This window comes from Streptomyces sp. Ag109_O5-1 (assembly GCF_003814875.1).
Classification (GTDB): domain Bacteria; phylum Actinomycetota; class Actinomycetes; order Streptomycetales; family Streptomycetaceae; genus Streptomyces; species Streptomyces sasae.
This window is the reverse complement of the sequence record NZ_RKQF01000001.1, coordinates 8,574,086-8,596,851: the sequence shown is the minus strand read 5'-3', so window position 1 is coordinate 8,596,851 and position 22,766 is coordinate 8,574,086. Positions and strand designations below refer to the sequence as shown.

The window sequence follows — 22,766 nt, the reverse complement described above, 5'->3', positions numbered from 1 at the left end:
GGCTGCGGCCTTCTCGCTGGTCGGTCGCCGCCCTGCGTCGGGCAGGGGTTTGGATGTTTATGCGGACCAAACCCTAGCCGACGCGTTCTGAGGCTTCGCGGGGAGGGGGGCATACGCGTCGCCTGTCACTCGGTTGGGGTGGGAATGGGCGCCCAATAGCTCGGGTTGTCGCGGTTTGCGTTGCGGGTGCGGGTGCGTGGGGGCTGGTCGCGCCCGTGCGGCGAAGCCGCATATCGGCATAGCCCCGCGCCCCTTGCGTCAGCTGTCCTGGGGAACGTTTTAACGTTGCCCTGTGTCCTACTTTGACGCTGCGTCCGCTGCTCCCCTCCATCCCGTCGCCCGGCAAGCGCTGTTGGCCGCTCTGGACGACGGGTGGGCCGATCCCGCTCGGCTGTACCGCGAGGGGCGCAAGGCTCGGATGCTGCTGGATGTTGCGCGGGAGGCGGCCGCCGAGGCCGTCGGCTGTCGGGCGGACGAGCTGACTTTCACCTCTTCCGGTACGCGGGCCGTCCATACGGGCATCGCCGGGGCGATGGCCGGTCGTCGCCGGACGGGACGTCACCTGATCGTGTCAGCCGTCGAACACTCCTCGGTACTCCATTCGGCGGAAGTACTGGAGGCGGACGGCGGGACGGTGACCCAGGTGCCGGTGCGGCGGACGGGAGCCGTGGACGCCGGGTCCTACGAGGCTGCCCTGCGGCCCGACACCGCGCTCGCCTGCCTCCAGTCGGCCAACCATGAAGTGGGCACCGAGCAGCCGGTGGCGGAGGTCGCCGAGGTGTGCCGGGCGGCCGGGGTGCCGTTGCTGGTGGACGCGGCGCAGTCGCTGGGGTGGGGGCGGGTCGAGGGCGACTGGTCGTTGCTGACGGCGAGTGCGCACAAATGGGGTGGGCCGTCCGGGGTGGGGCTGCTCGTCGTGCGCAAGGGGGTGCGGTTCGCGGTCCAAGGCGCGTCCGACGAGCGGGAGTCGGGGCGGGCGCCGGGCTTCGAGAACCTGCCGGCGATCGTCGCGGCCGCGGCCTCGCTGCGGGCGGTGCGGGCGGAGGCCGGGCAGGAGGCCGTACGACTGCGGGAGCTGACGGCGCGGATCCGGGCCCGGGTACCGGAGTTGGTGCCGGACGTGGAGGTGGTGGGAGACGCGGAGCGGCGGCTGCCGGGGACTGTCACCTTCTCCTGTCTCTATGTCGATGGAGAGACATTGCTCCATGAGTTGGACCGGGAGGGTTTCTCGGTCTCGTCCGGATCGTCCTGCACGAGCAGCACACTGACGCCGAGCCATGTGCTCAAGGCGATGGGGGTGCTGAGCGAGGGGAACGTGCGGGTGTCGCTGCCGGCGGGGGCGGCCGAGGCGGACGTGGAGCGGTTCCTGGCGGTGCTGCCGGGGGTGGTGGCGGGGGTGCGGGAGAAACTGGGCGCCCCGGTGCCGGCGACGGCCGTGCCGCAGACCGCTGACGTACTGGTCGACTCACTGGGCAAGCGGTGCCCGATCCCGGTCATCGAGCTGGCGAAGGTCATCGGGACCGTGCCGGTGGGCGGCACGGTCCGGGTCCTGTCGGATGACGAGGCGGCCCGGCTGGACATCCCGGCTTGGTGCGAGATGCGGGGCCAGGAGTACGTGGGTGAGGAACCGGCGGAACGAGGAACGGCCTACTTGGTACGCCGGCTCAGCTGAACGCCCCTGAAGGGGGCGCGGGGAACTGCGCGACCAAGCCCCCCACGCGCCCGCACCCGAAACTCAGACGAGGTAGCCCCGGACCTCTTCGGCGGCCTCGTCCCCGTACGCCTTCGTGAACCGCTCCATGAAGTGCCCCCGACGCAGCTGGTACTCCTGGGTACCCACCGTCTCGATGACGAGGGTCGCCAGCATGCAGCCCACCTGGGCCGCCCGCTCCAGCGAGACCCCCCACGCGAGCCCGGACAGGAACCCGGCACGGAACGCGTCGCCGACGCCCGTCGGGTCGGCCTTGCGCTCCTCGTCGGGGCAGCCGACCTCGATGGCCTCCTCGCCGGCCCGCTCGATCCGCACACCGCGCGCGCCGAGCGTGGTGACCCGGTGGCCGACCTTCGCGAGGATCTCCTCGTCGGTCCAGCCGGTCTTGGTCTCGATCAGGCCCTTCTCGTACTCGTTGGAGAAGAGGTACGTCGCGCCCTCCAGCAGTATCCGGATCTCGTCGCCGTTCATCCGGGCGATCTGCTGGGAGAAGTCGGCGGCGAACGGGATGGCGCGGGTGCGGCACTCCTCCGTGTGGCGGAGCATGCCCTCGGGGTCGTCCGCGCCGATCAGCACCAGGTCGAGTCCGCCGACCCGGTCGGCCACCGTCTTGAGCTCGATCAGCCGGGCCTCGCTCATCGCGCCCGTGTAGAAGGAGCCGATCTGGTTGTGGTCGGCGTCGGTCGTGCACACGAAACGCGCGGTGTGCAGGGTCTCCGAGATGCGGACGGAGTCCGTGTCGACGCCGTGCCGGTCGAGCCAGGCCCGGTAGTCGTCGAAGTCGAAGCCCGCCGCGCCGACCAGGATCGGCCGGGTGCCGAGTTGTCCCATGCCGAACGCGATGTTCGCGCCGACGCCGCCCCGGCGTACGTCCAGATTGTCGACCAGGAAGGACAGCGAGACCGTGTGCAACTGGTCCGCGACGAACTGGTCGGCGAAGCGGCCGGGGAAGGTCATGAGGTGATCGGTGGCAATGGAGCCGGTGACTGCGATGCGCACGGCTGGGACTCTCCTGAGGGGAGGCGTAATTGACAGTTAACGCTACCGGGTCGGCGTGGGCACCCTGAAGGTGCCAAAACTACCCGATAGTAGATCTTTCTTCGCGGCCCCTGACGTGCTTACGGTTCCATCATGACGAACCTCAAGGTCCACGCGTCCGCTCCGGCCGACCTCGACGGCGACCTGGCGTCGCTGCGCGGTGACTGCGCGCGGATGGCCCCGCACTGGGCGGTTCCCGATCACAGCGATGCCCGTCCGGTGCCGCCGTCACTCATCCACGGGGTGACCGTGCCGAAGAAGTCCGCCAGGCTGCTGGACGCGATGTCCGACTACGGCGACTGAGTTCCGCCCGGCGCGTTTCCAGGGAACCGCGCGCTCCCCTCCCGCGTCCCATCGCCGTCCCCCGTGAAGGGGAGGCGGGATACGACGCTGGCAAGGAGCGATGCGGTGAAGAGCGAGCGACCCGAGAACGACGACGCGTCCGCGGGCACCGCCGGGGAGCCCCCCGAGGCCCAGGAGACCACGGAGACTGCCGGGCCCGGCACCCGGGCCGACGCGGAGTCCACCGAGGGCGCCGTGAACGAGGCCGCCCCGGAGCCGAAGGCCACCACGCCGGAGAAGCCCTCCGAGCCGGAGAAGGCCACCGAGCCGTCGCGGACCCATGAGCCGGAAGCGTCCCCCGAGCCGGTGAAGGCCCCTCCGGCGGACGCGGCCCCCGCACCTGAGAAGGCGCCCGCCGCGGAGGCGCCCCGGGAGCCGACAGCGGCTCCCGCCGCAGAAGCCGCCCCCGCATCCGCACCGGCCCCCGAGCCGGAAAAGACCCCCACTGCAGCGGGGTCCCCCAAGCTGCTGAAGACCCTCGCCGCAAAGGAGCCTCCGGCCGCAGCAGCCACCTCCGAGCCGGCAGCAGCCCCCGCACCGGAGAAGGCCCCCGTCCCGGATGCGGCCCCTGGGCCGGAGGAAGCCGTCGGCGCGCCAGCCGGTCCCGAGTCGGAAGCTGCTCAGGAGCAGTCGGCAGCAGTTGCCGCCGTGGAGTCGGTCGATGAGTTCGGCGCGGAAGCCGTTCCCCCGGCCGCGGCGGTGAACGAGCCGGAAGTCGTCGCCTCTGCGGCAGGTGCTCCCGAGACCGAGCCCGTCGGCCATCCCGTCCGCCGCCGCTCCTCCGCCCTTGTCATCGCCTCGGTGGCCGCCGCCGTACTGCTGGTCGGCGGTGGTGGCGCCATCCTGGCCGGGCGGGACGGTTCCGGTGGTAGCACGGGGGCCGGGGCGTCCGGCGGGTCCACTCCCCCGCCGCTCGCCCTGGACGGGCACTCCTCCGGAACCGGCAGCAGCACCGGCAACGGCATCGCCCCCGGCGAGCCCAACCCCTACGGCGTGACCTACAAGGCGAGCGGGACGCTGCCCGACGGGCCCGGTTCGGCCGCGGTGTACCAGCCGTCCGGTGCGGTTTCCGAGGACCGGGTGGCCGAGCTGGCGAAGGCGCTCGGCATCGAGGGGACACCGGTCGCCGAGGGCCAGGTGTGGAAGGTCGGCACCGACAACGACGGCTCCGGCGGGAGCCTCCAGGTGAACAGGACCGGAACGGGCATCTGGACGTACAGCCGCTACGCCCCCGGCACCGACAACTGCAAGAGCGGGCTGGTGTGCGCGCAGGACCCGATCGCACCGGCCGGTGACCCGGTGAGCGTCTCCGCCGCGGAGAAGGCCGCGGCGCCGGTCCTGAAGGCGCTCGGCCAGGACGATGCGAAGCTCGACGCGAGCCAGGTGATGGGCGCGCAGCGGGTGGTGAACGCCGCTCCGGTGGTCGGCGGGCTGCCGACGTACGGCTGGTCGACCGGGCTGACCGTGGACAAGCAGGGTGAGGTGGTCGGCGGCAACGGGATGCTCGCGGCGCCGGCGAAGGGCGACACGTATCCGGTGCTGAGCGCCGCGAAGACGCTGGCCCTGCTGAACGCGGCGCCCGGCATCGGTCACCGGATGGGCATCGGCGGCTGTGCGAGTTCCGTACCGCTCAAGGACCGGCTGGAGCAGCCCTGCACCGCGTCGACACCGTCCGCGTCCTCGGCCGTGATCGAGAAGGCCGTGTTCGGGCTGGCCGCGCAGTCGGTCGCCGGCCGACAGGCGCTCGTGCCGTCCTGGCTGTTCCAGGTGCGCGGCGCGGCAAACGCGTACACCGTCACCTACCCGGCCGTGGACCCGAAGTACCTGGCCTCCGCCTCCTCGTCGACGCCGTCGGCGAGCGCCAGTGCCGCCCCGAAGGACGTGAAGGTGGACGGCTACACCGTCGACGGCCGTGATCTGACCGTCGCCTTCACGGGCGGGGTGTGCGCCGACTACAAGGCCACGGCTGACGAGAGCTCCGAGCAGGTGGTGGTCAAGGTGACCGCGACGCCTTGGCCGGACAAGATCTGCGTCATGATCGCCAAGCAGTACCACCAGACGATCCACCTGGACGCTCCGCTGGACGGCCGGAAGGTGGTCGGCACGGACGGCAAGGCGGTCCCGAAGGAGAAGGCGACGACACTCGACCCGCAGGCGAAGGTGGGCTGAGCACACGCGAACACGAAGGCGGCGGCCCCCCGTGAGGGGCCGCCGCCTTCGTTCTGTCTGCCGCGCAGCTCTTAGCTGAAGGAGTCGCCGCAGGCGCAGGAGCCGGTCGCGTTCGGGTTGTCGATCGTGAAGCCCTGCTTCTCGATGGTGTCCACGAAGTCGATCGACGCGCCGCCCAGGTACGGGGCGCTCATACGGTCGGTGACGACCTTGACACCGCCGAAGTCCTTGACCACGTCGCCGTCGAGGGAACGCTCGTCGAAGAAGAGCTGGTAACGCAGGCCGGAGCAGCCACCGGGCTGGACGGCGACACGCAGGGCGAGGTCGTCACGGCCTTCCTGGTCGAGCAGGGCCTTGACCTTGGCCGCGGCGGCGTCACTCAGGATGATGCCGTCGGTGGCGGTGCTGGTCTCGTCCGATACGGACATCTACATCTCTCCCGGGTTGTACGGAGACTGCTTGCCGACGAGTGCAACCGGCGGGTCCGCTGTTTCATTCCGGGCCGGCATTCGCTTTCTCGCGTTTTCTCTACCTCTTCATGCTCGCACACGCCCGAAGTCACGCCCAGCAGCTGTGGATGTCCCCACAGTGGCCCCACAGTGGCCCCGCAGCGGCCCGGCGCCGGGCCCGCGGCGGCCACCTCCCGGTAACCCTCCCGTGCGGCACCGGGATTGATGTCACATCGACGCTATGGCCATCGTCAAAGTGACGTGAAGCAGTTATGATAGATAACGTCAGAACGACGAAAAGTAGAAAGGGTGCGTGTCGTGACCACCGCCCAGACCCCGGAGCTCGACGTACAGCCGACTCCGCTCGCCCTGCTGCTGCTCGGCCGTGAAGCCGACCCGAGGAGTGAGCGGGGTGTCGAGTGTCCCGGCGACCTGCCCTCGCCGTCCGACCCGGACCTGGTCGCCCGCGCCCGCGCGGCCAAAGAGAAGCTCGGCGACAAGGTGTTCGTGCTCGGCCACCACTACCAGCGCGACGAGGTCATCCAGTTCGCCGACGTCACGGGCGACTCCTTCAAGCTGGCCCGGGACGCGGCCGCGCGCCCGGAGGCGGAGTACATCGTGTTCTGCGGTGTGCACTTCATGGCCGAGTCGGCCGACATCCTGACCTCGGACGACCAGAAGGTGGTCCTTCCGGACCTGGCGGCGGGCTGCTCGATGGCGGACATGGCCACCGCCGAGCAGGTCGCCGAGTGCTGGGACGTGCTGACCGAGGCCGGTATAGCCGAGCAGGTCGTGCCCGTCTCGTACATGAACTCGTCCGCGGACATCAAGGCGTTCACGGGCAAGCACGGCGGCACGATCTGCACCTCGTCGAACGCGCAGCGGGCCCTGGAGTGGGCCTTCGAGCAGGGCGAGAAGGTGCTCTTCCTGCCGGACCAGCACCTGGGCCGGAACACGGCGGTGCGGGACATGGGCATGTCCCTGGAGGACTGTGTCGTCTACAACCCGCACAAGCCGAACGGCGGCCTGACCGCCGACGAGCTGCGGGCCGCCAAGATGATCCTGTGGCGCGGCCACTGCTCGGTCCACGGCCGTTTCAGCCTGGACTCCGTCAACGACGTGCGCGAGCGCATCCCGGGCGTGAACGTCCTCGTCCACCCCGAGTGCAAGCACGAGGTCGTGGCCGCGGCCGACTACGTCGGCTCGACGGAGTACATCATCAAGGCCTTGGAGGCGGCCCCGGCCGGCTCCAAGTGGGCGATCGGCACCGAGCTGAACCTGGTCCGCCGCCTCGCGAACCGTTTCGCCCCCGAGGGCAAGGAGATCGCCTTCCTCGACAAGACGGTCTGCTTCTGCTCGACCATGAACCGCATCGACCTCCCCCACCTGGTCTGGACCCTGGAGTCGCTGGCCGAGGGCAACCTGGTCAACCGGATCGAGGTCGACAAGGAGACGGAGGCGTTCGCCAAGCTGGCGCTGGAGCGGATGCTGGCGCTGCCGTAAAGGCCGCAAGGGCCGAGCTCCTTGAATGCGTGACAGACGACGGCCGGGTCCACGGGACCCGGCCGTCGTCTTGTGCCACGATCGAGGGAACTGCTCCCCATCTCGTGAACAGGTGATCTTCCGATGGCCCAGTCTGGCGAGCGACCGAAGGAGGGGCGTGACATGACTGCCTTGGCCCATGAGCCGCTCACGCAGGAAGAGGTCCTGCTGGAGGGCTTTCTCGCCCTGGACACCCCGGAGGGATTCCGGGCCGAGCTGATCGAGGGGGAGATCGTTGTGACGCCGCCGCCGGACGGGGACCACGAGGACTACATCGAGTTGGTCGTGAACCAGGTGTACGGGCGTTCCCGGACACGCATGCAGTTCTCCGGCAACAAGGGACTGACGTTGCAGAGCGGGGGCGGCTGCCCGAAGGACCGGGTGATCCCGGACGGCACGTTCGCCCCCAGGGAACTGCGGCTCTACCGCGGCGCCGAATCCTGGATGCCCTGCGAGGGTGTCGCCATGGTCCTGGAGGTGACCTCCACCAAGCCCAAGGCCGACCGCGAGGCCAAGCGCCGCTGCTACGCCCGCGCGGGCATCCCGCTGTACCTGCTCGTCGACCGCGACGCCTCCTCGATCACGCTGTTCAGCGACCCGGAGAAGGACGACTACCGGGAGCAGTGCACCCGCCCGCTCGGCAAGCCGCTCGCCCTCCCGGAGCCGTTCGCCTTCGAGCTGGACACCGCGGACTTCCTCTGACCCGGGCCGACCCGGGCCCGCACCGCGCTCACCCCGCCGCCGTGGTCCGGTTCGGGTGGGCGGGATCGATGCTGAAGAGGGTGCCGTCGGGGGTCATGACGATCAGCGCGCCTGAGCAGAGGAGTGCCTTGGGGTCGGCCGCGTCGCCCGTCGAGGCGCGTTGGACCCGGGGGTCGGTCTCCCAGAGCAGTGCACCCTTGCGGGTGTCCACGGCCGCCGCGCGGCCGCTGGGACTGGCCAGGTAGAGGGTGTGGGTGCGGGAGTCGTACGTCGGGGAGCCGGAGTTCTCCACGCTGGTGCGGGTGTGCCAGAGTTCCTTGCCTGTCAGCGGGGACACCGCCGTCACCTGGCCGTTCGAGCCCGTGATCCACAAGGTGCCGGAGGCCAGCGTCACCGAGCCCTCGTACGTCTTCGCGAGCTTCGTCGTGCTCTGGCCCCCGGTCGTCGGGTCGGTCAGCAGGATCTTGCTGAACGTGGAGTCCTCCAGGGACACCGAGCCGCCGCTCGAACTGTCGGCGAGGACCATGGCCGGGTGGCCGTCCACGACGCCGAGGAAGCCGCTCTCGAAGGGGATCTGCCGGTTCGCGACGACCGATCCGTCGGCGCGGTTCACTTCCAGGAGCGAGGAGTATTTGGCGTCCTGCTTCGTGGGGAAGCACTGGGCGTACAGGTCCGCGCCGGACGGCAGGAACGTGCAGTAGGTGGTGGCGGGCAGTTGCAGCGCCCAGCGGGCCTCGCCCGTGCGCGGGGAGCGGGCCACCACCGTACGGCCGGCGGTGTCCGTGGTCAGGACGACATCGCCGGCCATGATCAGGTCGGCGTTGTCGTCGTTGATCCTGCGGGTCCACAGTTCGGTGCCGCTCTGCGCGTCGAGGGCGACGATGTAGGCCGGGGTGTTGGCGGCGCCTTCCTTGGTGATGGTCTCGTGTACGACGACCGTGCCGTCGTACACGCCGAGGATCTTCGAGCCGTACTGGGTGGGGTCGTCGCCGGACGCCCCGAGGGAGGCGCGCCAGAGCGTCTTTCCGGTCCGGCCGTCCAGCCGTACCGGCAGGACGCCCTGGCCGCCGCAGTAGACGTCGTCGCCCTGGGCGAGGCAGTCGGACTGGGTGCCCGTCGGCGGGCCGTTGGTCGCGCCCAGCGCGTTGACCTCGCCCCGTTCCGCCGGCGCGTACACCGTCGTCTTCCAGGGGTGCCAGCCGGTGGGCACCGCGGTCCAGCGCGAGGTCGCCTCCGGACTCGGTGTGCTGTGCCAGCTCTGCGGGATGCCGGGGCCGTACGTGATGTAGGCCAGCAGACCGAGGCCCAGTGCCCCCGCCGTGCCGGCCGCCACCCGGAGAGGACGGCGACGGCGACCGGAGCGACGGCCGGTCACCGGGCCGGTCGCCGCGTCGGCCGGCCCGGCCTCCCCGCGCAGGCCCAGGGTGACCTGGTCGCCTCCGGCCGGGTGGTCCGGCGCGGCGGCCTCGTCGTCCGTCGGCTCGGGCAGGACGGCCGCCAACTCCCCCGCGAGCTCGTCCAGTCCGGGCCGCCGGGCGGCCTCCTTGTTCAGGCAGCGCTCCAGAACCGTGCGCAGCGGCTCGCCCACGCCGTCGAGCACGGGCTCGTGGTGGACGACCCGGTAGGCGGTCAGATAGGGGCTGTCGGCGTCGAAGGGGCCGCGCCCGGTGACGCAGTACACCAGGAGCGCGCCGAGCGAGAAGACGTCCGAGGCGGGGCCGACCGTACGGGCGTCGGTGAACTGCTCCGGGGACATGAAGGGCGGGGTGCCGATCATCTGGCCGGTCTCGGTGAGGGTGTGGTGGTTCTCGGCCGCGCGGGAGATGCCGAAGTCGATGACGCGCGGGCCGTCCTCCGCCAGCAGCACGTTGGCCGGCTTGAGGTCGCGGTGCACCACCCCGGCCCGGTGGATGTCCCGCAGCGCCTCCACCAACCCGAGGGCCAGCCGCCGCAGTTCGGCGCCGCGCAGGGAGCCGCGGTCGCGCAGCCGGTCGGCGAGCGAGCGGCCGGCCACGTACTGGGTCGCCATCCAGGGCCGGGCGGCCTCCGGGTCGGCGTCCACGACCGGTGCGGTGAAGGCGCCGCTCACCCGGCGGGCGGCCTCGACCTCCTGCCGGAAGCGGGAGCGGAAGACGGGGTCCTCGGCGTACTGGGCGTGCACCACCTTGACGGCGACCTCACGCCCGGAGCGCGCCCGGCCCCGATAGACGGCCCCCATGCCGCCGGCCCCGAGCCGGTCGATCAGCTTGTAGCCGCCGACGGACCTCGGGTCCTCCTTGCGCAGCGGCACGCTGAAACTCCTCTTCGCCGCATGGCTGTTCGATGCGTCAGCATACGGAACAGGAAACGTGGCGACGGCCGGTTCCCGGTGGGTTTCCGGGAACCGGCCGTCGCTCACGGGAGCGTCACACGGACGCGGGTTCCGGCTCCTCGGACGCCGGGGCGGACTCCACGGCCGTCCGGCCCTGCTTCGCGGCCCGCTTCCCGGCCCGGCGCTCCTTGCGGAGTTCGAGCATCGCGTACAGCGTCGGGACGAGCAGGAGGGTCAGCAGGGTCGAGGTGATCAGACCGCCGATCACCACCACCGCCAGCGGCTGGGCGATGAAGCCACCCTCGCCGGTGACGCCGAGCGCCATCGGGAGCAGGGCGAAGATGGTCGCCAGGGCCGTCATGAGGATGGGCCGCAGACGGTGCCGGCCGCCCTCGATCACGGCCTCGACGACGCCGTGCCCCTGGCTCCGGTACTGGTTGATGAGGTCGATCAGCACGATCGCGTTGGTCACCACGATGCCGATCAGCATCAGCATGCCGATCATCGCGGGGACGCCCATCGGGGTGCCGGTGACGACCAGCAGACCGAGCGCGCCGGTCGCCGCGAACGGGATGGAGACCAGCAGGATCAGCGGCTGGACGAGCGAGCGGAAGGTCGCGACCAGCAGCATGAAGACGATCGCGATCGCCGCGAGCATCGCCAGGCCCAGGTTCTTGAACGCGCTGTTCTGGTCCGAGGTGACCCCGCCGATCGAGGCCGTCGCGCCCGCCGGGAGCTTCAACGCCTTGATCTTGGACTGGAGTTGGGTGCTGACCGCGCCGGTGTTGTCACCGGTGGGCTTCGCCGTGATGGTCGCGGCACGCTGGCCGTCGATCCGGGTCAGCGACACCGGTCCGGCCACCACCTTCACCGCGGCGACGTCGCCCAGCTTCACCCCGCCGATGCGCAGGGCGCGCAACTGCGCGAGGGTCTCGGCCGGCTTGGCCGACTTCACGACGACGTCCCGCTCGGTGTCGTCGAGGGTGGCCTTCGCGGCCGTCGTGCCCTTCACCGCCTGGGTGACGGCGGCGCCCAGCGTCTGGTCGTCGAAACCGGCCGCCGCGGCCTTGGAGTTGGCCTTCACGGAGATGCGCGGCACGCTCGTCGCCAGGTTGCTGGTGACGTCGGTGACGTCGTCGAGCTTGGCGACCGTGGCCCGGACCTGCTCGGACGCCTTGCGCAGCACATCACCGTCGGACGCCTTCACGACAACGCTCAGGTCCTGGCTGCCGAAGCCGTCACCGGCCGACACCGTGGTCGTACCGATGCCGGACAGCTTGTGCAGGCCGCCCTCGATGGCGTTCTGCACCTTGTCGTACGACTTCGCGTCGTCCAGCATCACCGAGTACGACGCCTGGTTGGTGTCGGTGCCGCCGCCGAAGGCCGCCATGAAGCCGGAGGAGCCGACGGTGACCTGGTAGTCCTTGACGCCGTCGATGGAGGCGAGGAGCTTCTCGACCTTCTTCGCCTGCGCGTCGGTCGCCGCCAGGCTGGTGCCGGGCTTCAGCTCCTGCTTGACGGTGAGGACCTCCTGGTCGCCCTGGTCGAAGAAGTTGGTCTTCAGCAGCCCGGACATGCCGAACGTGACGACCAGGACGACGATCGCGATCAGCACGCTGGTGAGGCGGCGCCGGGTCGCGAAGCGCAGGACGGGCACATAGGCGCGCTGGAGGCGGCTGTTCGCCTCCTTCTCCTCGGCCTTGCGGCGGGCCTCCGCGGTGTCCTCGGAGGTGCCCTTGGGGGCCCGCAGGAACCAGTACGCCAGGACCGGTACGACGGTCAGCGAGACCAGGAGGGACGCCAGCAGGGCCGCGGTGACGGTGAGGCTGAAGGGGCCGAACAGCTGGCCCACCATGCCGCCGACCAGGCCGATCGGGAGGAAGACGGCGACGGTGGTGAGGGTGGAGGAGGTGACCGCGCCGGCCACTTCACGGACCGCCGTGAGGATGGCGGACTGGCGCTCCTCGCCGTAGCCGAGGTGGCGCTTGATGTTCTCCAGGACCACGATCGAGTCGTCGACGACCCGGCCGATGGCGATGGTGAGCGCGCCGAGGGTGAGCATGTTGAGGGACAGGCCCCGGGTCCACAGCACGATCAGCGCGAGGACGACGGACAGCGGGATGGACACCGCCGTCACCAGGGTCGAGCGGACCGAGGCCAGGAAGACCAGGATGACCAGGACCGCGAAGACCAGGCCGAGGGCGCCCTCCGTGGTCAGGCCCTTGATGGACTTGGAGACCGCCGGGCCCTGGTCGCTGACGACCGTGAGGGTGGCGCCGGAGCCGAGGTCCTGGCGCAGCTTGGGCAGCTTGTCCTTGACCGCGTTCGAGATGGAGACCGCGCTGCCGTCGTGGTCCATGGTGACGTTCACGGCGAGGCTGGGGCGGCCGTCGGTGCGGGTGATGGAGTCGGCCGGGGCCGCCTGCTCCTCGACCGCGGCCACGTCACCGAGGCGCACGGGCTTCTTCACGCCCTGCCCGGTGACCATCAGGTCCTTGATCTGCTGCAGCGAGGTGAGTCCGCCGCCGACCTGGACGGTGCGGTTGGCGCCGTCCTCGTCGAAGGAGCCCGCCGGGACGGTCGCGCCGGCCGCCTGCAGCGACTGGGCGAGCGCGGCGGAGGTCAGACCGGCCTTCGTCAGCTTCGCGTCGTCCGGGGTGACGGTGACCTGGAGGTCCCGGACACCGGTGACCTGGACGCGGCCGACGCCGTCGATGTTCTTCAGATCCGGGACGACCGTGTTGTCCAGCTGGTCGGCGAGGGCCTGCTGGTCCTTGCCGGAGCTGACGGCGAGGACCACGGTCGGCATGTCGTCCGTGGAGCCGGAGATGACCTGCGGGTCGACGGAGTCCGGGAGCTGGGCGCGGTTCACGGCCAGCTGGACGTCGGCCACCAGCTGCTTGGTGTCGTTGCCGTAGTCGAAGGACGCCATGATCACGGCGTTGCCCTCGCTCGCGGTGGAGGTGACGCCGGTGATGCCGTCGACGCCTTCGAGGTTGTTCTCGATGGGCTCGACGATCTGCTTCTCGACGACGTCCGGCGAGGCGCCCTGGTAGGGGGCGAGGACGGAGACGACCGGGAGTTCGATGGTGGGCAGCAGCTGCTGCTTGATCTGGGGGATGGCGATCGCCCCGAAGACGAGCGCGATCAGTGACATGAGGCCTATCAGGGCCCGCTGCGCGAGGCTGAATCTGGACAGCCAGGACATGGGTCAGGGTCTCTTTTCGGTGAGCTGCCGTGAACTGCTGCGAGAAGCAGATGGGGCACCTGTGGGCGCCCACCCCACCACCCTCGCCCATCGAAAGCCCTGCTCACGTAGGCCCTGGGTCCCGTTCCCTTATCCGGCTCCTACTCCGACCGCAGTACGCCCGGGTGGAGATCAGTCCATCCTCGGGCGGACCAGCCCGGACTCGTACGCGATCACCACGAGCTGGGCCCGGTCCCGGGCGCCCAGCTTGGCCATGGCCCGGTTGACGTGCGTCTTCACGGTCAGCGGGCTGACCTCCAGGCGCTCGGCGATCTCGTCGTTGGAGTGCCCGCCGGCGACCTGGACCAGGACCTCGCGCTCCCGTCCGGTGAGCGCGTCGAGCCGCTCGGCGCGGACCGGGTCGCGGCCGTCGTCGCCGTCGCCCTGGGCGAGGAAACGGGCGATCAGGCCCTTGGTGGCGGTCGGGGAGAGCAGTGCCTCGCCGCCCGCGGCGACCCGGATGGCGTTGAGGAGCTCCTCGGGTTCGCTGCCCTTGCCGAGGAACCCGGAGGCGCCGGCGCGCAGCGCCTGCACGACGTAGTCGTCGACCTCGAACGTCGTCAGGATCACCACCCGGACCTGGTCGAGGGCCGGGTCGGCGCTGATGAGCCGGGTGGCGGCGAGACCGTCCGTGCCCGGCATCCGGATGTCCATCAGGACGACGTCGGCCTCGCACTCCTTAGTCAGCTGCACCGCCTCGGCGCCGTCGGAGGCCTCGCCCACCACCTCCATGTCGGGCTCGGAGTCGACGAGCACGCGGAACGCGCTGCGCAGCAGTGCCTGGTCGTCGGCGAGCAGGACACGGATCGTCATACGGAATCCCCCAGGGCGGCCGTACGGCTGTCCGTACGGCCGGTCGTGTCGGTCGTGGCGGCCTTGACCGGCAGGATCGCATGGACGCGGAAGCCGCCGCCGTAGCGGGGACCGGTGGTGAGGGTGCCGCGCAGGGCGGTGACGCGCTCGCGCATGCCGAGCAGACCGTGGCCGCCGCCTGCCTCGGGGGCGGTGTCCTCGCCGGAACCGTTGTCGAGGACGGTGACCTCGACGTTCGGTCCGACGCGTACGACGCTGACCTCGGCCTTGGCGTCGGGTCCTGCGTGCTTCTGCACGTTGGTGAGGGCCTCCTGGACGATCCGGTAGGCGGCCAGGTCGACGGTGGCGGGCAGGGTGGTGCCCTGGTCGGCGCGGGCGATCTCGACCTGGAGGCCCGCGTTGCGGAACGTGTCGGCGAGCTCTTCGAGGACGTGCAGGCCGGGGGCGGGTTCGGTGGGGGCCTCGGGGTCGCCGGACTGGCGGAGCAGGCCGACGGTGGCCCGCAGTTCGTTGAGTGCGGAACGGCTGGCCTCACGGACGTGGGCGAGGGCCTCCTTGGCCTGGTCGGGCCGCTTGTCCATGACATGCGCGGCGACTCCGGCCTGCACATTGACCAGGGCGATGTGGTGGGCGACGACGTCGTGCAGGTCGCGCGCGATGCGCAGCCGCTCCTCGGCGACCCGGCGGCGGGCCTCCTCCTCACGGGTCCGCTCGGCGCGCTCGGCACGCTCGCGGATGGCCTGGACGACGGCCCTTCTGCTGCGGACGGCGTCCCCGGCGGTGGCGCCGATACCGGTCCAGGCGAAGATCGCGAGGTTCTCCTGGGCATACCAGGGCAGCGGGCCGGCGGCCATCGCGGCGGTGGTCAGCACGGTCATGGTGAGCAGGCCGCAGCGCCAGGTGGTACGGCGGTCGGTGGTGGCGGCGACGGTGAAGAGGGCGATCACGGCGGCCATCGCGACGGGGGCGCGGGGGTTGCCGGTGAGGCTCTCCACGACGGAGGCGGCGCCGGTGAAGGCGAGAACCGACCTGGGGGCGTTGCGGCGGAACACCAGGGCCGCGGCGGCGAGCGTCATCAGGACGAGGCTGAGGGGGTCGGGGCTGCGGACACCCCACTTGACGCCGTGCGCTCCGTGGGGGACGACGAAGGAGCCGGCGACCATGCAGAGGAGGACGCCGACGGCGATCGCGGCGTCCAGCGCGAGGGGATGTGCGTCGGCTCTGCAGCGGGCCTTGTCGAAGGTGCTCACGTACTGAACGGTACGGCGGCTTCCCACCGACCGGAACTACACCCTCGGCCCCCTGCACCCCGGCCCGTTTTCCCACCCATCCACCCACCCGACTCGGTCGGCCGAGAGGCCCGGGGTGGGGTGGGCGGGATGAGCCCGGAAACAAGGCTGCCGTCAGGCCGGGAACGAAAGCGCCGGCCCCGGAGCAAGCCCGTCGCCGCCCCGGAAACACGGCCGCCGTCGGCCGGGGAACACAGTCGCCGTCCGCCGGCACAAACCCGTCGTCCCGGTGGGGCGAGGCCGTCGTCAGCCCGGGAACACAGTTGTCGCCCGCCGGCACAAACCCGTCGTCCCGGTAGGGCGAGGCCGTCGTCAGCCCGGGAACACAGTTGTCGCCCGCCGGCACAAACCCGTCGTCCCGGTAGGGCGAGGCCGTCGTCAGCCCGGGAACACAGTTGTCGCCCGCCGGCACAAACCCGTCGTCCCGGTGGGGCGGGGCCGTCGTCAGCCCGGGATCAGGCCGTCGTCCCTCAGGAGGGCGCGGACCTGTTCCAGGGTTGCGTCCGGGGAGGGGAGGATCAGGTCCGAGGGTTGCAGGGCGTCGTCCGGCAGGGGCTCGCCGCGATCTCGGACCTTGTCCAGGAGGGCGGTCAGGGTGCGGCGGAAGGCCGGCTCGTCGCCGGTCTCCATCTGTGCCAGGAGCTCGTCGTCCAGCTTGTTGAGTTCGGTGAGGTGGCTGTCCGCCAGCCTCACCTGCCCCTCCCCCATGATCCTCACGACCATGTCGGCCATGTCGCCCTCCAGGCGTCGGCTACTGCTTGTCGAAGCGCGGGGTGTCCTGCGGCTGCTGCGACTGCTGGCCCTGGCCGGTACCGCCCTCGATCGCCTGCTGGGGCTGGCCGCCGGCGAGCTCGGCCTTCATGCGCTGCAGTTCGAGCTCCACGTCCGAACCACCGGAGAGGCGGTCCAGCTCGGCCGCGATGTCGTCCTTGGCCATGCCGGTCGGGTCGTCCAGGGCACCGGAGGCGAGGAGCTCGTCGATGGCGCCGGCGCGGGCCTGGAGCTGCTGCGTCTTGTCCTCGGCACGCTGGATCGCGAGACCGACGTCGCCCATCTCCTCCGAGATACCGGAGAACGCCTCGCCGATCCGGGTCTGGGCCTGGGCGGCGGTGTAGGTGGCCTTGATGGTCTCCTTCTTCGTACGGAAGGCGTCGACCTTGGCCTGCAGGCGCTGCGCGGCGAGGGTGAGCTTCTCCTCCTCGCCCTGGAGGGTGGCGTGCTGGGTCTCCAGGTCGGTCACCTGCTGCTGGAGCGCGGCGCGGCGGGACAGCGCCTCACGGGCGAGGTCCTCACGGCCGAGCGCGAGCGCCTTGCGTCCCTGGTCCTCCAGCTTGCTGGACTGCTGCTGGAGCTGGTTCAGCTGGAGTTCGAGCCGCTTGCGGCTGGTCGCCACGTCGGCGACGCCGCGGCGGACCTTCTGCAGCAGTTCGAGCTGTTTCTGGTACGAGTAGTCGAGGGTCTCGCGCGGGTCCTCGGCCCTGTCCAGGGCCTTGTTCGCCTTCGCGCGGAAGATCATCCCCATACGCTTCATGACACCGCTCATGGGCTTCGCGCGCCCCCTTCTGACGGACTCCAGCTCACAGATCCTGCGACAGAACCCACAGTACGGGCCCTGCCTCCATTACCGCACTGTTCGGGGACCGATGCGCTCATCCCCAAGGACGACTGCGGACAACCACGCTCCGGCACAGGTAGTAGGTGGCCCCCCAGGGTTCCCCGAACCGCCTGCAACGTCCCCTCTGTCCCCAATGGAGACGACTGGCGTTGCGGGATCGTTCCCCGCCGGACTAGGGCCCACACCCCACCACCCCGTACCCTTGGGTTTTGTGTTCCGTAGCCGTGCCAAGGATGAGAAGGCCCCCGCCGACAAGGCGGCGGTGACCGACTCCAAGCAGACCCGTGACCCGCAGGCCCCGAAGGGCAGGCCCACGCCCAAGCGCAGTGAGGCCCAGTCCCAGCGGCGCAGCGTGGCCAGTACGCCGACGACGCGCAAGGACGCCGCCAAGCGTCAGCGCGACGACCGGCGCGCCGCCATGGAGCGGCAGCGCCAGGCGCTGGCCACCGGCGACGAGCGGTACCTGCCGGCCCGTGACAAGGGCCCGGTCCGCAAGTTCGCCCGCGACTGGGTCGACTCACGCTTCAACGTGGCGGAGTTCTTCCTGCCGCTGGCCGTGGTCATCCTGGTCATGAGTGTGGTCAACAACACGGCGATCAAGAACATCGCGCTGCTGCTGTGGCTGGTTGTGATCGTGCTGATCGTGCTCGACGCAGCCGTCAGCGGCTTCCGGCTGCGCAAGCGTCTCGCCGAGCGCTTCCCGGACCAGAACAAGAAGGGCGCCGTCGCCTACGGTCTGATGCGCTCGCTGCAGATGCGCCGTCTCCGGCTGCCGAAGCCGCAGGTCAAGCGCGGAGAGCGGCCCTGAGCACAGAGCCTTTCACCGGGGGTGCGTCCGAGGCCTGGCTGAACAAGCTGGGCGGGCTGCGGAACGTCGTGAGGCAGGAGCTGGTGGCCCGGCAGCTCGAGGAGCAGATAGCCGGACGGTTCGCGGTCGGGCGGCGGCTGCGGGTGCTCGACGTGGGGATGGGCCAGGGCACGCAGGCGCTGCGGCTGGCCCGGGCCGGGCACCAGGTGACCGGTGTCGAGCAGGATCCGACGATGATCGCGGCCGCGCGGGAGAACCTGGCCGGTGAGCCGGAGGGGATCCGCGAGCGGGTGCGGATCGTCCAGGGCGACGGGCGGGACACGGGTGTCCACTTCCTGCCGGGCAGCTTCGACGTGGTGCTGTGCCACGGTGTGCTGATGTACGTCGAGGAGCCCGACGCACTGCTGGCCGGGGTGGCCCGGATGCTGGCCCCGGGCGGGCTGCTGTCGCTGCTGGTGCGCAACGCCGAGGCACTGGCCATGCGGCCGGGGCTGGCCGGGGACTGGGCGGGGGCGCTGGACGCGTTCGACACCGTCTCCTACCGCAACCGGCTCGGCCTGGACGTACGGGCGGACCGGCTGGGCACGCTGACCGCCACCCTCGCCGGTATCGGTGCGCCGCTGCACTCCTGGTACGGGGTGCGGGTGTTCACGGACACGGCGGCGGACGACGCCGAGGTGCCCTCCGACGTGGAGGCGCTGCTGGCGGCGGAGGAGCGGGCCGGGCGGACGGATCCGTACCGGTCGGTCGCGGCGCTGCTGCACCTGTGCGGGGTCCGCGGCTGACCTCCCCGTAGCCTGCCCGTTCGGGTCAGCAGTACGAGCCGGACCGGCACCCCGCGGCGAGACTCGGGGCATGGATGTCTCCCGTACCCGACGGACCCTCCGTACGACCGCCGCGCTCGGCTCCTGCTGCCTCGTCCTCGTCTCCGGCTGCTCCGTCCCGGGCAGCGGTTCGGCCGAGGCCGGTTCGACCACCCAGGACGCCCAGCAGGCGGCGGTCCCGGTGTCGGTGACCGATCTGCAGAACCAGTACCTGAAGGTGATCAAGAACGTTCTGCCGTCGGTCGTGCAGATCGAGGCCAGCAGGGACCTGGGCTCGGGTGTGGTCTACGACGGCAGCGGACGCATCGTCACCAACGCGCATGTCGTCGGGAACGAGAAGACGTTCAGGGTGACGACCGCCAACAGCGAGGAACCGCTCACCGCGTCCCTCGTCTACTCCTACCCCGAGCAGGACCTGGCGGTCATCAGGCTCGACAAGGTCCCGGACGGGCTGAAGCCGGCCTCCTTCGGGGACACCGAGAAGGTCCAGGTCGGGCAGATCACGCTCGCGATGGGGTCGCCGCTCGGGCTGTCGTCCAGCGTGACCGAGGGCATCGTCTCGGCGACCGGACGGACCGTCACGGAGAACCCCGAGGGCGGCGGTACGGGCGCCACCATCGCCAACATGGTGCAGACCTCGGCCGCCATCAACCCGGGCAACAGCGGTGGCGCCCTGGTCGACCTGGACGGCCGGGTCATCGGCATCCCGACGCTCGCCGCGAGCGATCCCGACCTGGGCGGCAGCGCGGCGCCCGGGATCGGGTTCGCCATCCCGGCGTCGATGGTGAAGACGGTCGCCGACCAGATCATCAAGCAGGGCAAGGTGACCGACTCGGGGCGGGCGGCGCTCGGCATCACCGCGCGCACGGTCGTCGACGAGAACTACCAGCCGGCCGGGGTGGCCGTGGTGAGCGTGCAGCCGGGGGGCGCGGCCGACCGGGCGGGCATCCGGACCGGGGACATCATCACCAGAGTGGGTGACGACCGCATCACCACCATCACCTCACTGGCCGTGTCGCTCGCCTCGGACCGGCCGGGGCAGAAGACGACGGTGACGTACAGCCGGGAAGGTGTCCGGCGGACGGTGGGGGTGACGCTGGGCGAGCAGTGACGCGGCGACGGCGGGGCGGCCGACTGGGGCCGCCCCGGCCGACGTTCGCGGACGCGTCCTAGGCCTCCGCGTGCAGACTCATCGGGCCGTAGATCTCGGTGGCGTCCTCGAAGAGCCGCACCTGGTCGGCGCCGCCGGCCAGCAGGGCCTTCCACTGCTCGCCGATCCAGGACTCGGCGTCGCCCTGTGTGGTGAACTCCTCGGGCTCCACCGCGGGCTGGACCTCCGTCCCGTCGGCCTTCTCGAACCGCCACGTCCATGCCGCCATGTAGGCCTCCCTTTGATCCAACTGATGCATCGTATGCGGTTCAGTACGGGTGCCGATATGACTCCGCAGGTTGTGGGGTGGGTGCGGGCGCGTGGGGGCTGGTCGCGCTCACGCGGCGGAGCCGCATGTCACATACAGCCCCGCGCCCCTTCGGGGCGCGCTGCAGGGGGCGCCAACTGGAGCGAGAACCATCGGGACGGGTGAAAATCAGTACGTGGAAGTGACTTTGCTCGGTACCGGTGCTCCTGCGGGGCTGCCTCGCCCCGGCTGTTCCTGCGCGGCTTGTGCGTGTGCCGTCGGGGAGGATGCGCGGGCCGCCACCGCGCTGCTCGTCGACGGGACGCTGTTGCTCGATCTGACGCCCGGTGCGGCGTTCGCGGCGGCCCGGGCCGGGCGGTCGCTCGGAGGCGTACGGCAGGTGCTGCTGTCGCATCCGCACGACGGGCCGGCCGTCGAGGTGCCGGCCGGGCTGCCGCAGCCGGCGCGGGTACCGGACGGGCGGGAGCTGGCGCTGTTGACGGGGCATCGGGTGCGGGCGGTGGCGATGGACGCGGGCGGCACCGGGTACGCGGTGACCGGTCCCGAGGGGCAGCGGCTGCTGTACCTGCCGCCGGGCGGGGCGCCGGCCGGGCTGGAGAACGGGAGCGCGGACTCGTACGACATGGTGCTCCTCGACGTCGTGGGGCGGCCGGACGCGCTGGCGCGGCTGCGGGCGGTCGGTTCGGTGGGGCCGGCCACGGATGTCCTCGCCGTGCATCTGGACGACGACCTGCCGCCCGGCGCGGAGTTGCGGCGGCGGCTGGCGACGGCCGGGGCGCGGGCGGTGCCGGACGGTACGACGCTGACGGTGGGCGTGTACGAGGACGTGCCGGACGTACCGCGGCGGACGCTGGTGCTGGGCGGGGCGCGGTCGGGGAAGTCCGTGGAGGCCGAGCGGCGGCTGGAGTCCTTTCCCGACGTGCTGTACGTGGCCACCGGCGGAATCCGCGGCGGGGACACCGAGTGGGCGGCGCGGGTGGCCCTGCACCGGGAGCGGCGGCCGGGGTCGTGGCGTACGACGGAGACCTGCGACCTGGTGCCGTTGCTGGCGCAGGACGGGCCGGCGTTGCTGGTCGACTGTCTGTCGCTGTGGCTGACGGACGCGATGGACTCCGTCGGGGCGTGGGACGACACGGAGTGGGCATCGGGCGGCGAGAAGGCGCTGCGGGAGCGGGCGCGGGAGCTGACGGACGCGGTACGGGCGACCCGGCGCACGGTGGTCGCCGTGTCGAACGAGGTGGGGTCGGGGATCGTGCCGGCGACGGCGTCCGGGAGACGGTACCGGGACGAACTGGGGCGGCTGAACGCGGCGTTCGCGGGTGAGTGCGAGCAGGTGGTGCTGGTGGTGGCGGGGCAGGCGGTGGTGCTGAGGTGAGGGGCGCGGCCGTGCAACGGGCTGTCATCCCCCCTTTTTCGCGATGATCCGATAGGTGTTCGAGAAGCGTGTCCGGCGCAGCAGCGGAGCCAGGGCGTGGTCGACGGCCGCTGTCAGGGACACGAACGGGGCCGCCGCCGGGAGCCACCGCCTCGGCACCAGCCGGCCCAGGACCAGGAAGAGTGCCGCGGAGATGTCGTACGGAATGTGGGGCGTCTTCCGGTCGGCTTTCAGGATCTCGCAGCCCTGGGACTCCAGTTCCGCCCGCAGGTTGGCCGGCGGCATGAGATGCAGGTGGCGGGGCTGGCCGTGGTGGAGCCACCACTTGCCCAGCAGCCTCGCGAACGTGCTGCGCGGGTCCGGTGCCTCGATGAGGAGGTGGCCGCCGGGACGCAGCGCGGTGAGCGCGGCGCGGAGTTCGGCGCGTGGGTCGGGGGTGTGTTCCAGGTGGTGGATCATGCTGACCACGTCGTAGCGGGCGCGGAGGCGGGCCAGGACCTCCGGGGCGGTGAGCCGGCCGCAGTGGGCCTCCTCGATGTGGCCCTCGGTCTGGGCCCGTGCCACCCGGAGGGTGGTGTCCAGGCCGTCGAAGGAGGTGTACGGGAAGAGTTCCTTCGCCGTGCGCGGGAAGTGGGCGTGGCCCGTCCCCACGTCCAGCCAGCTCTCCGGCTCCGGCAGCGCCGCCATCGCGCGGGCCGCGGCGCGGTGCCGGCGGCGGCCGGAGCGGGTGGCGCGGAACCGTTCGGCGTAGTCCTCCAGGCGGCCCTCGAAGAAGTCCCGGTGGTAGAGGGCGAGGCCCTCCGGGGACAGCCGGGGGTTCTGGAAGGCGTGGGCACAGTCGCGGCACTCGTCGACGGCGAACGTGCCGGGTCGGTGGTGGAGGAGGTCGGGGGCGCGCAGACGGGTGCGCAGGCGTCTGGAACCGCACCAGGGGCAGTCCTCGCGGCGCGGTTCGTGGAACCGGTCGGTGCCCGGGGCGAGTTCGGGCTTGGGCGGCATGGGCGGCTCCCTCTGCTTCCCGGAACACAATCCACTGCAAACCGGAACGTATGGGATACCGATCTTGCGTGCAAAGACGCCGTGCGGGTGTGGTGGCGATCTGACGCCGAACCG

General features: G+C 71.2%; 19 protein-coding genes. 9 read left to right on the top strand and 10 right to left on the bottom strand.

Translation table 11 applies throughout. The annotated features are described in order from the left end of the window. The first annotated feature begins 292 nt into the window (after positions 1-292). Positions 293-1,672, top strand: coding sequence for a cysteine desulfurase/sulfurtransferase TusA family protein (locus EDD90_RS39075; RefSeq protein ID WP_123977815.1), 1,380 nt, complete (start codon positions 293-295; stop codon positions 1,670-1,672). Between the two features lie 63 nt (positions 1,673-1,735). On the opposite strand, the gene EDD90_RS39070 is transcribed toward EDD90_RS39075, so the two are convergent. Continuing rightward, positions 1,736-2,710, bottom strand: a complete 975-nt coding sequence (locus EDD90_RS39070) for a carbohydrate kinase family protein (protein ID WP_123977814.1) — start codon at positions 2,708-2,710, stop codon at positions 1,736-1,738. 132 nt (positions 2,711-2,842) lie between these two features. Between EDD90_RS39070 and EDD90_RS39065 the strand changes: the two genes are divergently transcribed. Further along, complete coding sequence (locus tag EDD90_RS39065) at positions 2,843-3,052, top strand: hypothetical protein (protein ID WP_123977813.1); 210 nt, start codon at positions 2,843-2,845, stop codon at positions 3,050-3,052. A 105-nt stretch (positions 3,053-3,157) separates the two neighbouring features. Next, positions 3,158-5,260 (top strand): hypothetical protein, encoded by a 2,103-nt coding sequence (locus EDD90_RS39060; RefSeq protein ID WP_311737239.1) that lies wholly within the window; start codon positions 3,158-3,160, stop codon positions 5,258-5,260. Between the two features lie 71 nt (positions 5,261-5,331). On the opposite strand, the gene EDD90_RS39055 is transcribed toward EDD90_RS39060, so the two are convergent. Continuing rightward, positions 5,332-5,688 (bottom strand): iron-sulfur cluster assembly accessory protein, encoded by a 357-nt coding sequence (locus EDD90_RS39055; protein WP_030951236.1) that lies wholly within the window; start codon positions 5,686-5,688, stop codon positions 5,332-5,334. A gap of 339 nt (positions 5,689-6,027) precedes the next feature. Here EDD90_RS39055 and nadA point away from each other — a divergent pair, with 339 nt between their 5' ends. Both nadA and EDD90_RS39040 read left to right on the top strand, forming a co-directional pair. Continuing rightward, a complete protein-coding gene (nadA, locus tag EDD90_RS39045) occupies positions 6,028-7,212 on the top strand; it encodes a quinolinate synthase NadA (RefSeq protein WP_123977811.1) in 1,185 nt (394 codons plus the stop codon). A gap of 162 nt (positions 7,213-7,374) precedes the next feature. Then, on the top strand, positions 7,375-7,953 hold the full coding sequence (locus tag EDD90_RS39040; protein WP_123977810.1) for a Uma2 family endonuclease: 579 nt from the start codon (positions 7,375-7,377) through the stop codon (positions 7,951-7,953). A gap of 28 nt (positions 7,954-7,981) precedes the next feature. Here the strand turns inward: EDD90_RS39040 and EDD90_RS39035 are convergent, their stop codons facing one another. The 6 genes from EDD90_RS39035 to EDD90_RS39010 form a co-directional block, all read right to left on the bottom strand. Next, positions 7,982-10,243, bottom strand: a complete 2,262-nt coding sequence (locus EDD90_RS39035; RefSeq protein ID WP_123977809.1) for a protein kinase domain-containing protein — start codon at positions 10,241-10,243, stop codon at positions 7,982-7,984. A 115-nt stretch (positions 10,244-10,358) separates the two neighbouring features. Next, the gene (locus EDD90_RS39030; protein WP_123977808.1) at positions 10,359-13,472 is read right to left on the bottom strand and encodes an efflux RND transporter permease subunit; all 3,114 of its coding nucleotides are present in this window, start codon (positions 13,470-13,472) and stop codon (positions 10,359-10,361) included. A gap of 171 nt (positions 13,473-13,643) precedes the next feature. Continuing rightward, on the bottom strand, positions 13,644-14,324 hold the full coding sequence (locus EDD90_RS39025; RefSeq protein WP_123977807.1) for a response regulator transcription factor: 681 nt from the start codon (positions 14,322-14,324) through the stop codon (positions 13,644-13,646). Then, positions 14,321-15,574 carry a sensor histidine kinase gene (locus tag EDD90_RS39020; protein WP_123977806.1) on the bottom strand — a complete coding sequence of 418 codons (1,254 nt, stop codon included), beginning with the start codon at positions 15,572-15,574 and terminating at the stop codon, positions 14,321-14,323. Before EDD90_RS39020 ends, EDD90_RS39025 begins: the two co-directional genes overlap by 4 nt. Positions 15,575-16,057: 483 nt before the next feature. Continuing rightward, positions 16,058-16,336: a PspA-associated protein PspAA gene (locus tag EDD90_RS39015; protein ID WP_123982102.1), complete on the bottom strand. Its 279-nt coding sequence runs from the start codon at positions 16,334-16,336 to the stop codon at positions 16,058-16,060. A 28-nt stretch (positions 16,337-16,364) separates the two neighbouring features. After that, complete coding sequence (locus tag EDD90_RS39010; RefSeq protein WP_123977805.1) at positions 16,365-17,156, bottom strand: PspA/IM30 family protein; 792 nt, start codon at positions 17,154-17,156, stop codon at positions 16,365-16,367. Positions 17,157-17,361: 205 nt separating this feature from the next. Here EDD90_RS39010 and EDD90_RS39005 point away from each other — a divergent pair, with 205 nt between their 5' ends. From EDD90_RS39005 to EDD90_RS38995, 3 genes are all read left to right on the top strand, one after another. Beyond that, positions 17,362-18,036, top strand: coding sequence for a DUF3043 domain-containing protein (locus EDD90_RS39005; protein ID WP_185149387.1), 675 nt, complete (start codon positions 17,362-17,364; stop codon positions 18,034-18,036). Positions 18,037-18,119: 83 nt separating this feature from the next. After that, on the top strand, positions 18,120-18,821 hold the full coding sequence (locus EDD90_RS39000) for a bifunctional 2-polyprenyl-6-hydroxyphenol methylase/3-demethylubiquinol 3-O-methyltransferase UbiG (RefSeq protein ID WP_123982100.1): 702 nt from the start codon (positions 18,120-18,122) through the stop codon (positions 18,819-18,821). A 70-nt stretch (positions 18,822-18,891) separates the two neighbouring features. Further along, a complete protein-coding gene (locus EDD90_RS38995) occupies positions 18,892-19,971 on the top strand; it encodes a S1C family serine protease (protein WP_123977803.1) in 1,080 nt (359 codons plus the stop codon). Between the two features lie 58 nt (positions 19,972-20,029). Here EDD90_RS38995 and EDD90_RS38990 read toward each other — a convergent pair whose 3' ends face one another. Then, entirely contained in the window at positions 20,030-20,239 is a 210-nt protein-coding gene (locus EDD90_RS38990; protein WP_123977802.1) for a hypothetical protein, read from the bottom strand. Between the two features lie 214 nt (positions 20,240-20,453). On the opposite strand from EDD90_RS38990, the gene EDD90_RS38985 reads away from it, so the two are divergent. Next, entirely contained in the window at positions 20,454-21,653 is a 1,200-nt protein-coding gene (locus EDD90_RS38985) for a bifunctional adenosylcobinamide kinase/adenosylcobinamide-phosphate guanylyltransferase (RefSeq protein WP_123977801.1), read from the top strand. 24 nt (positions 21,654-21,677) lie between these two features. Here EDD90_RS38985 and EDD90_RS38980 read toward each other — a convergent pair whose 3' ends face one another. Next, on the bottom strand, positions 21,678-22,652 hold the full coding sequence (locus tag EDD90_RS38980; RefSeq protein ID WP_123977800.1) for a class I SAM-dependent methyltransferase: 975 nt from the start codon (positions 22,650-22,652) through the stop codon (positions 21,678-21,680). Positions 22,653-22,766: the final 114 nt, after the last annotated feature.

What these genes read in the sequence shown, in the direction of transcription:
- EDD90_RS39040 (WP_123977810.1), top strand. Translation starts at nt 7,375, where the DNA reads ATGACTGCCTTGGCCCATGAGCCGCTCACGCAGGAAGAGGTCCTGCTG.
- EDD90_RS39010 (WP_123977805.1), bottom strand. Translation starts at nt 17,156, where the DNA reads ATGAGCGGTGTCATGAAGCGTATGGGGATGATCTTCCGCGCGAAGGCG.
- EDD90_RS38995 (WP_123977803.1), top strand. Translation starts at nt 18,892, where the DNA reads ATGGATGTCTCCCGTACCCGACGGACCCTCCGTACGACCGCCGCGCTC.
- EDD90_RS39025 (WP_123977807.1), bottom strand. Translation starts at nt 14,324, where the DNA reads ATGACGATCCGTGTCCTGCTCGCCGACGACCAGGCACTGCTGCGCAGC.
- EDD90_RS39030 (WP_123977808.1), bottom strand. Translation starts at nt 13,472, where the DNA reads ATGTCCTGGCTGTCCAGATTCAGCCTCGCGCAGCGGGCCCTGATAGGC.
- EDD90_RS39065 (WP_123977813.1), top strand. Translation starts at nt 2,843, where the DNA reads ATGACGAACCTCAAGGTCCACGCGTCCGCTCCGGCCGACCTCGACGGC.
- EDD90_RS39005 (WP_185149387.1), top strand. Translation starts at nt 17,362, where the DNA reads ATGGAGACGACTGGCGTTGCGGGATCGTTCCCCGCCGGACTAGGGCCC.
- EDD90_RS38980 (WP_123977800.1), bottom strand. Translation starts at nt 22,652, where the DNA reads ATGCCGCCCAAGCCCGAACTCGCCCCGGGCACCGACCGGTTCCACGAA.
- EDD90_RS39055 (WP_030951236.1), bottom strand. Translation starts at nt 5,688, where the DNA reads ATGTCCGTATCGGACGAGACCAGCACCGCCACCGACGGCATCATCCTG.
- EDD90_RS38990 (WP_123977802.1), bottom strand. Translation starts at nt 20,239, where the DNA reads ATGGCGGCATGGACGTGGCGGTTCGAGAAGGCCGACGGGACGGAGGTC.
- EDD90_RS39015 (WP_123982102.1), bottom strand. Translation starts at nt 16,336, where the DNA reads ATGGTCGTGAGGATCATGGGGGAGGGGCAGGTGAGGCTGGCGGACAGC.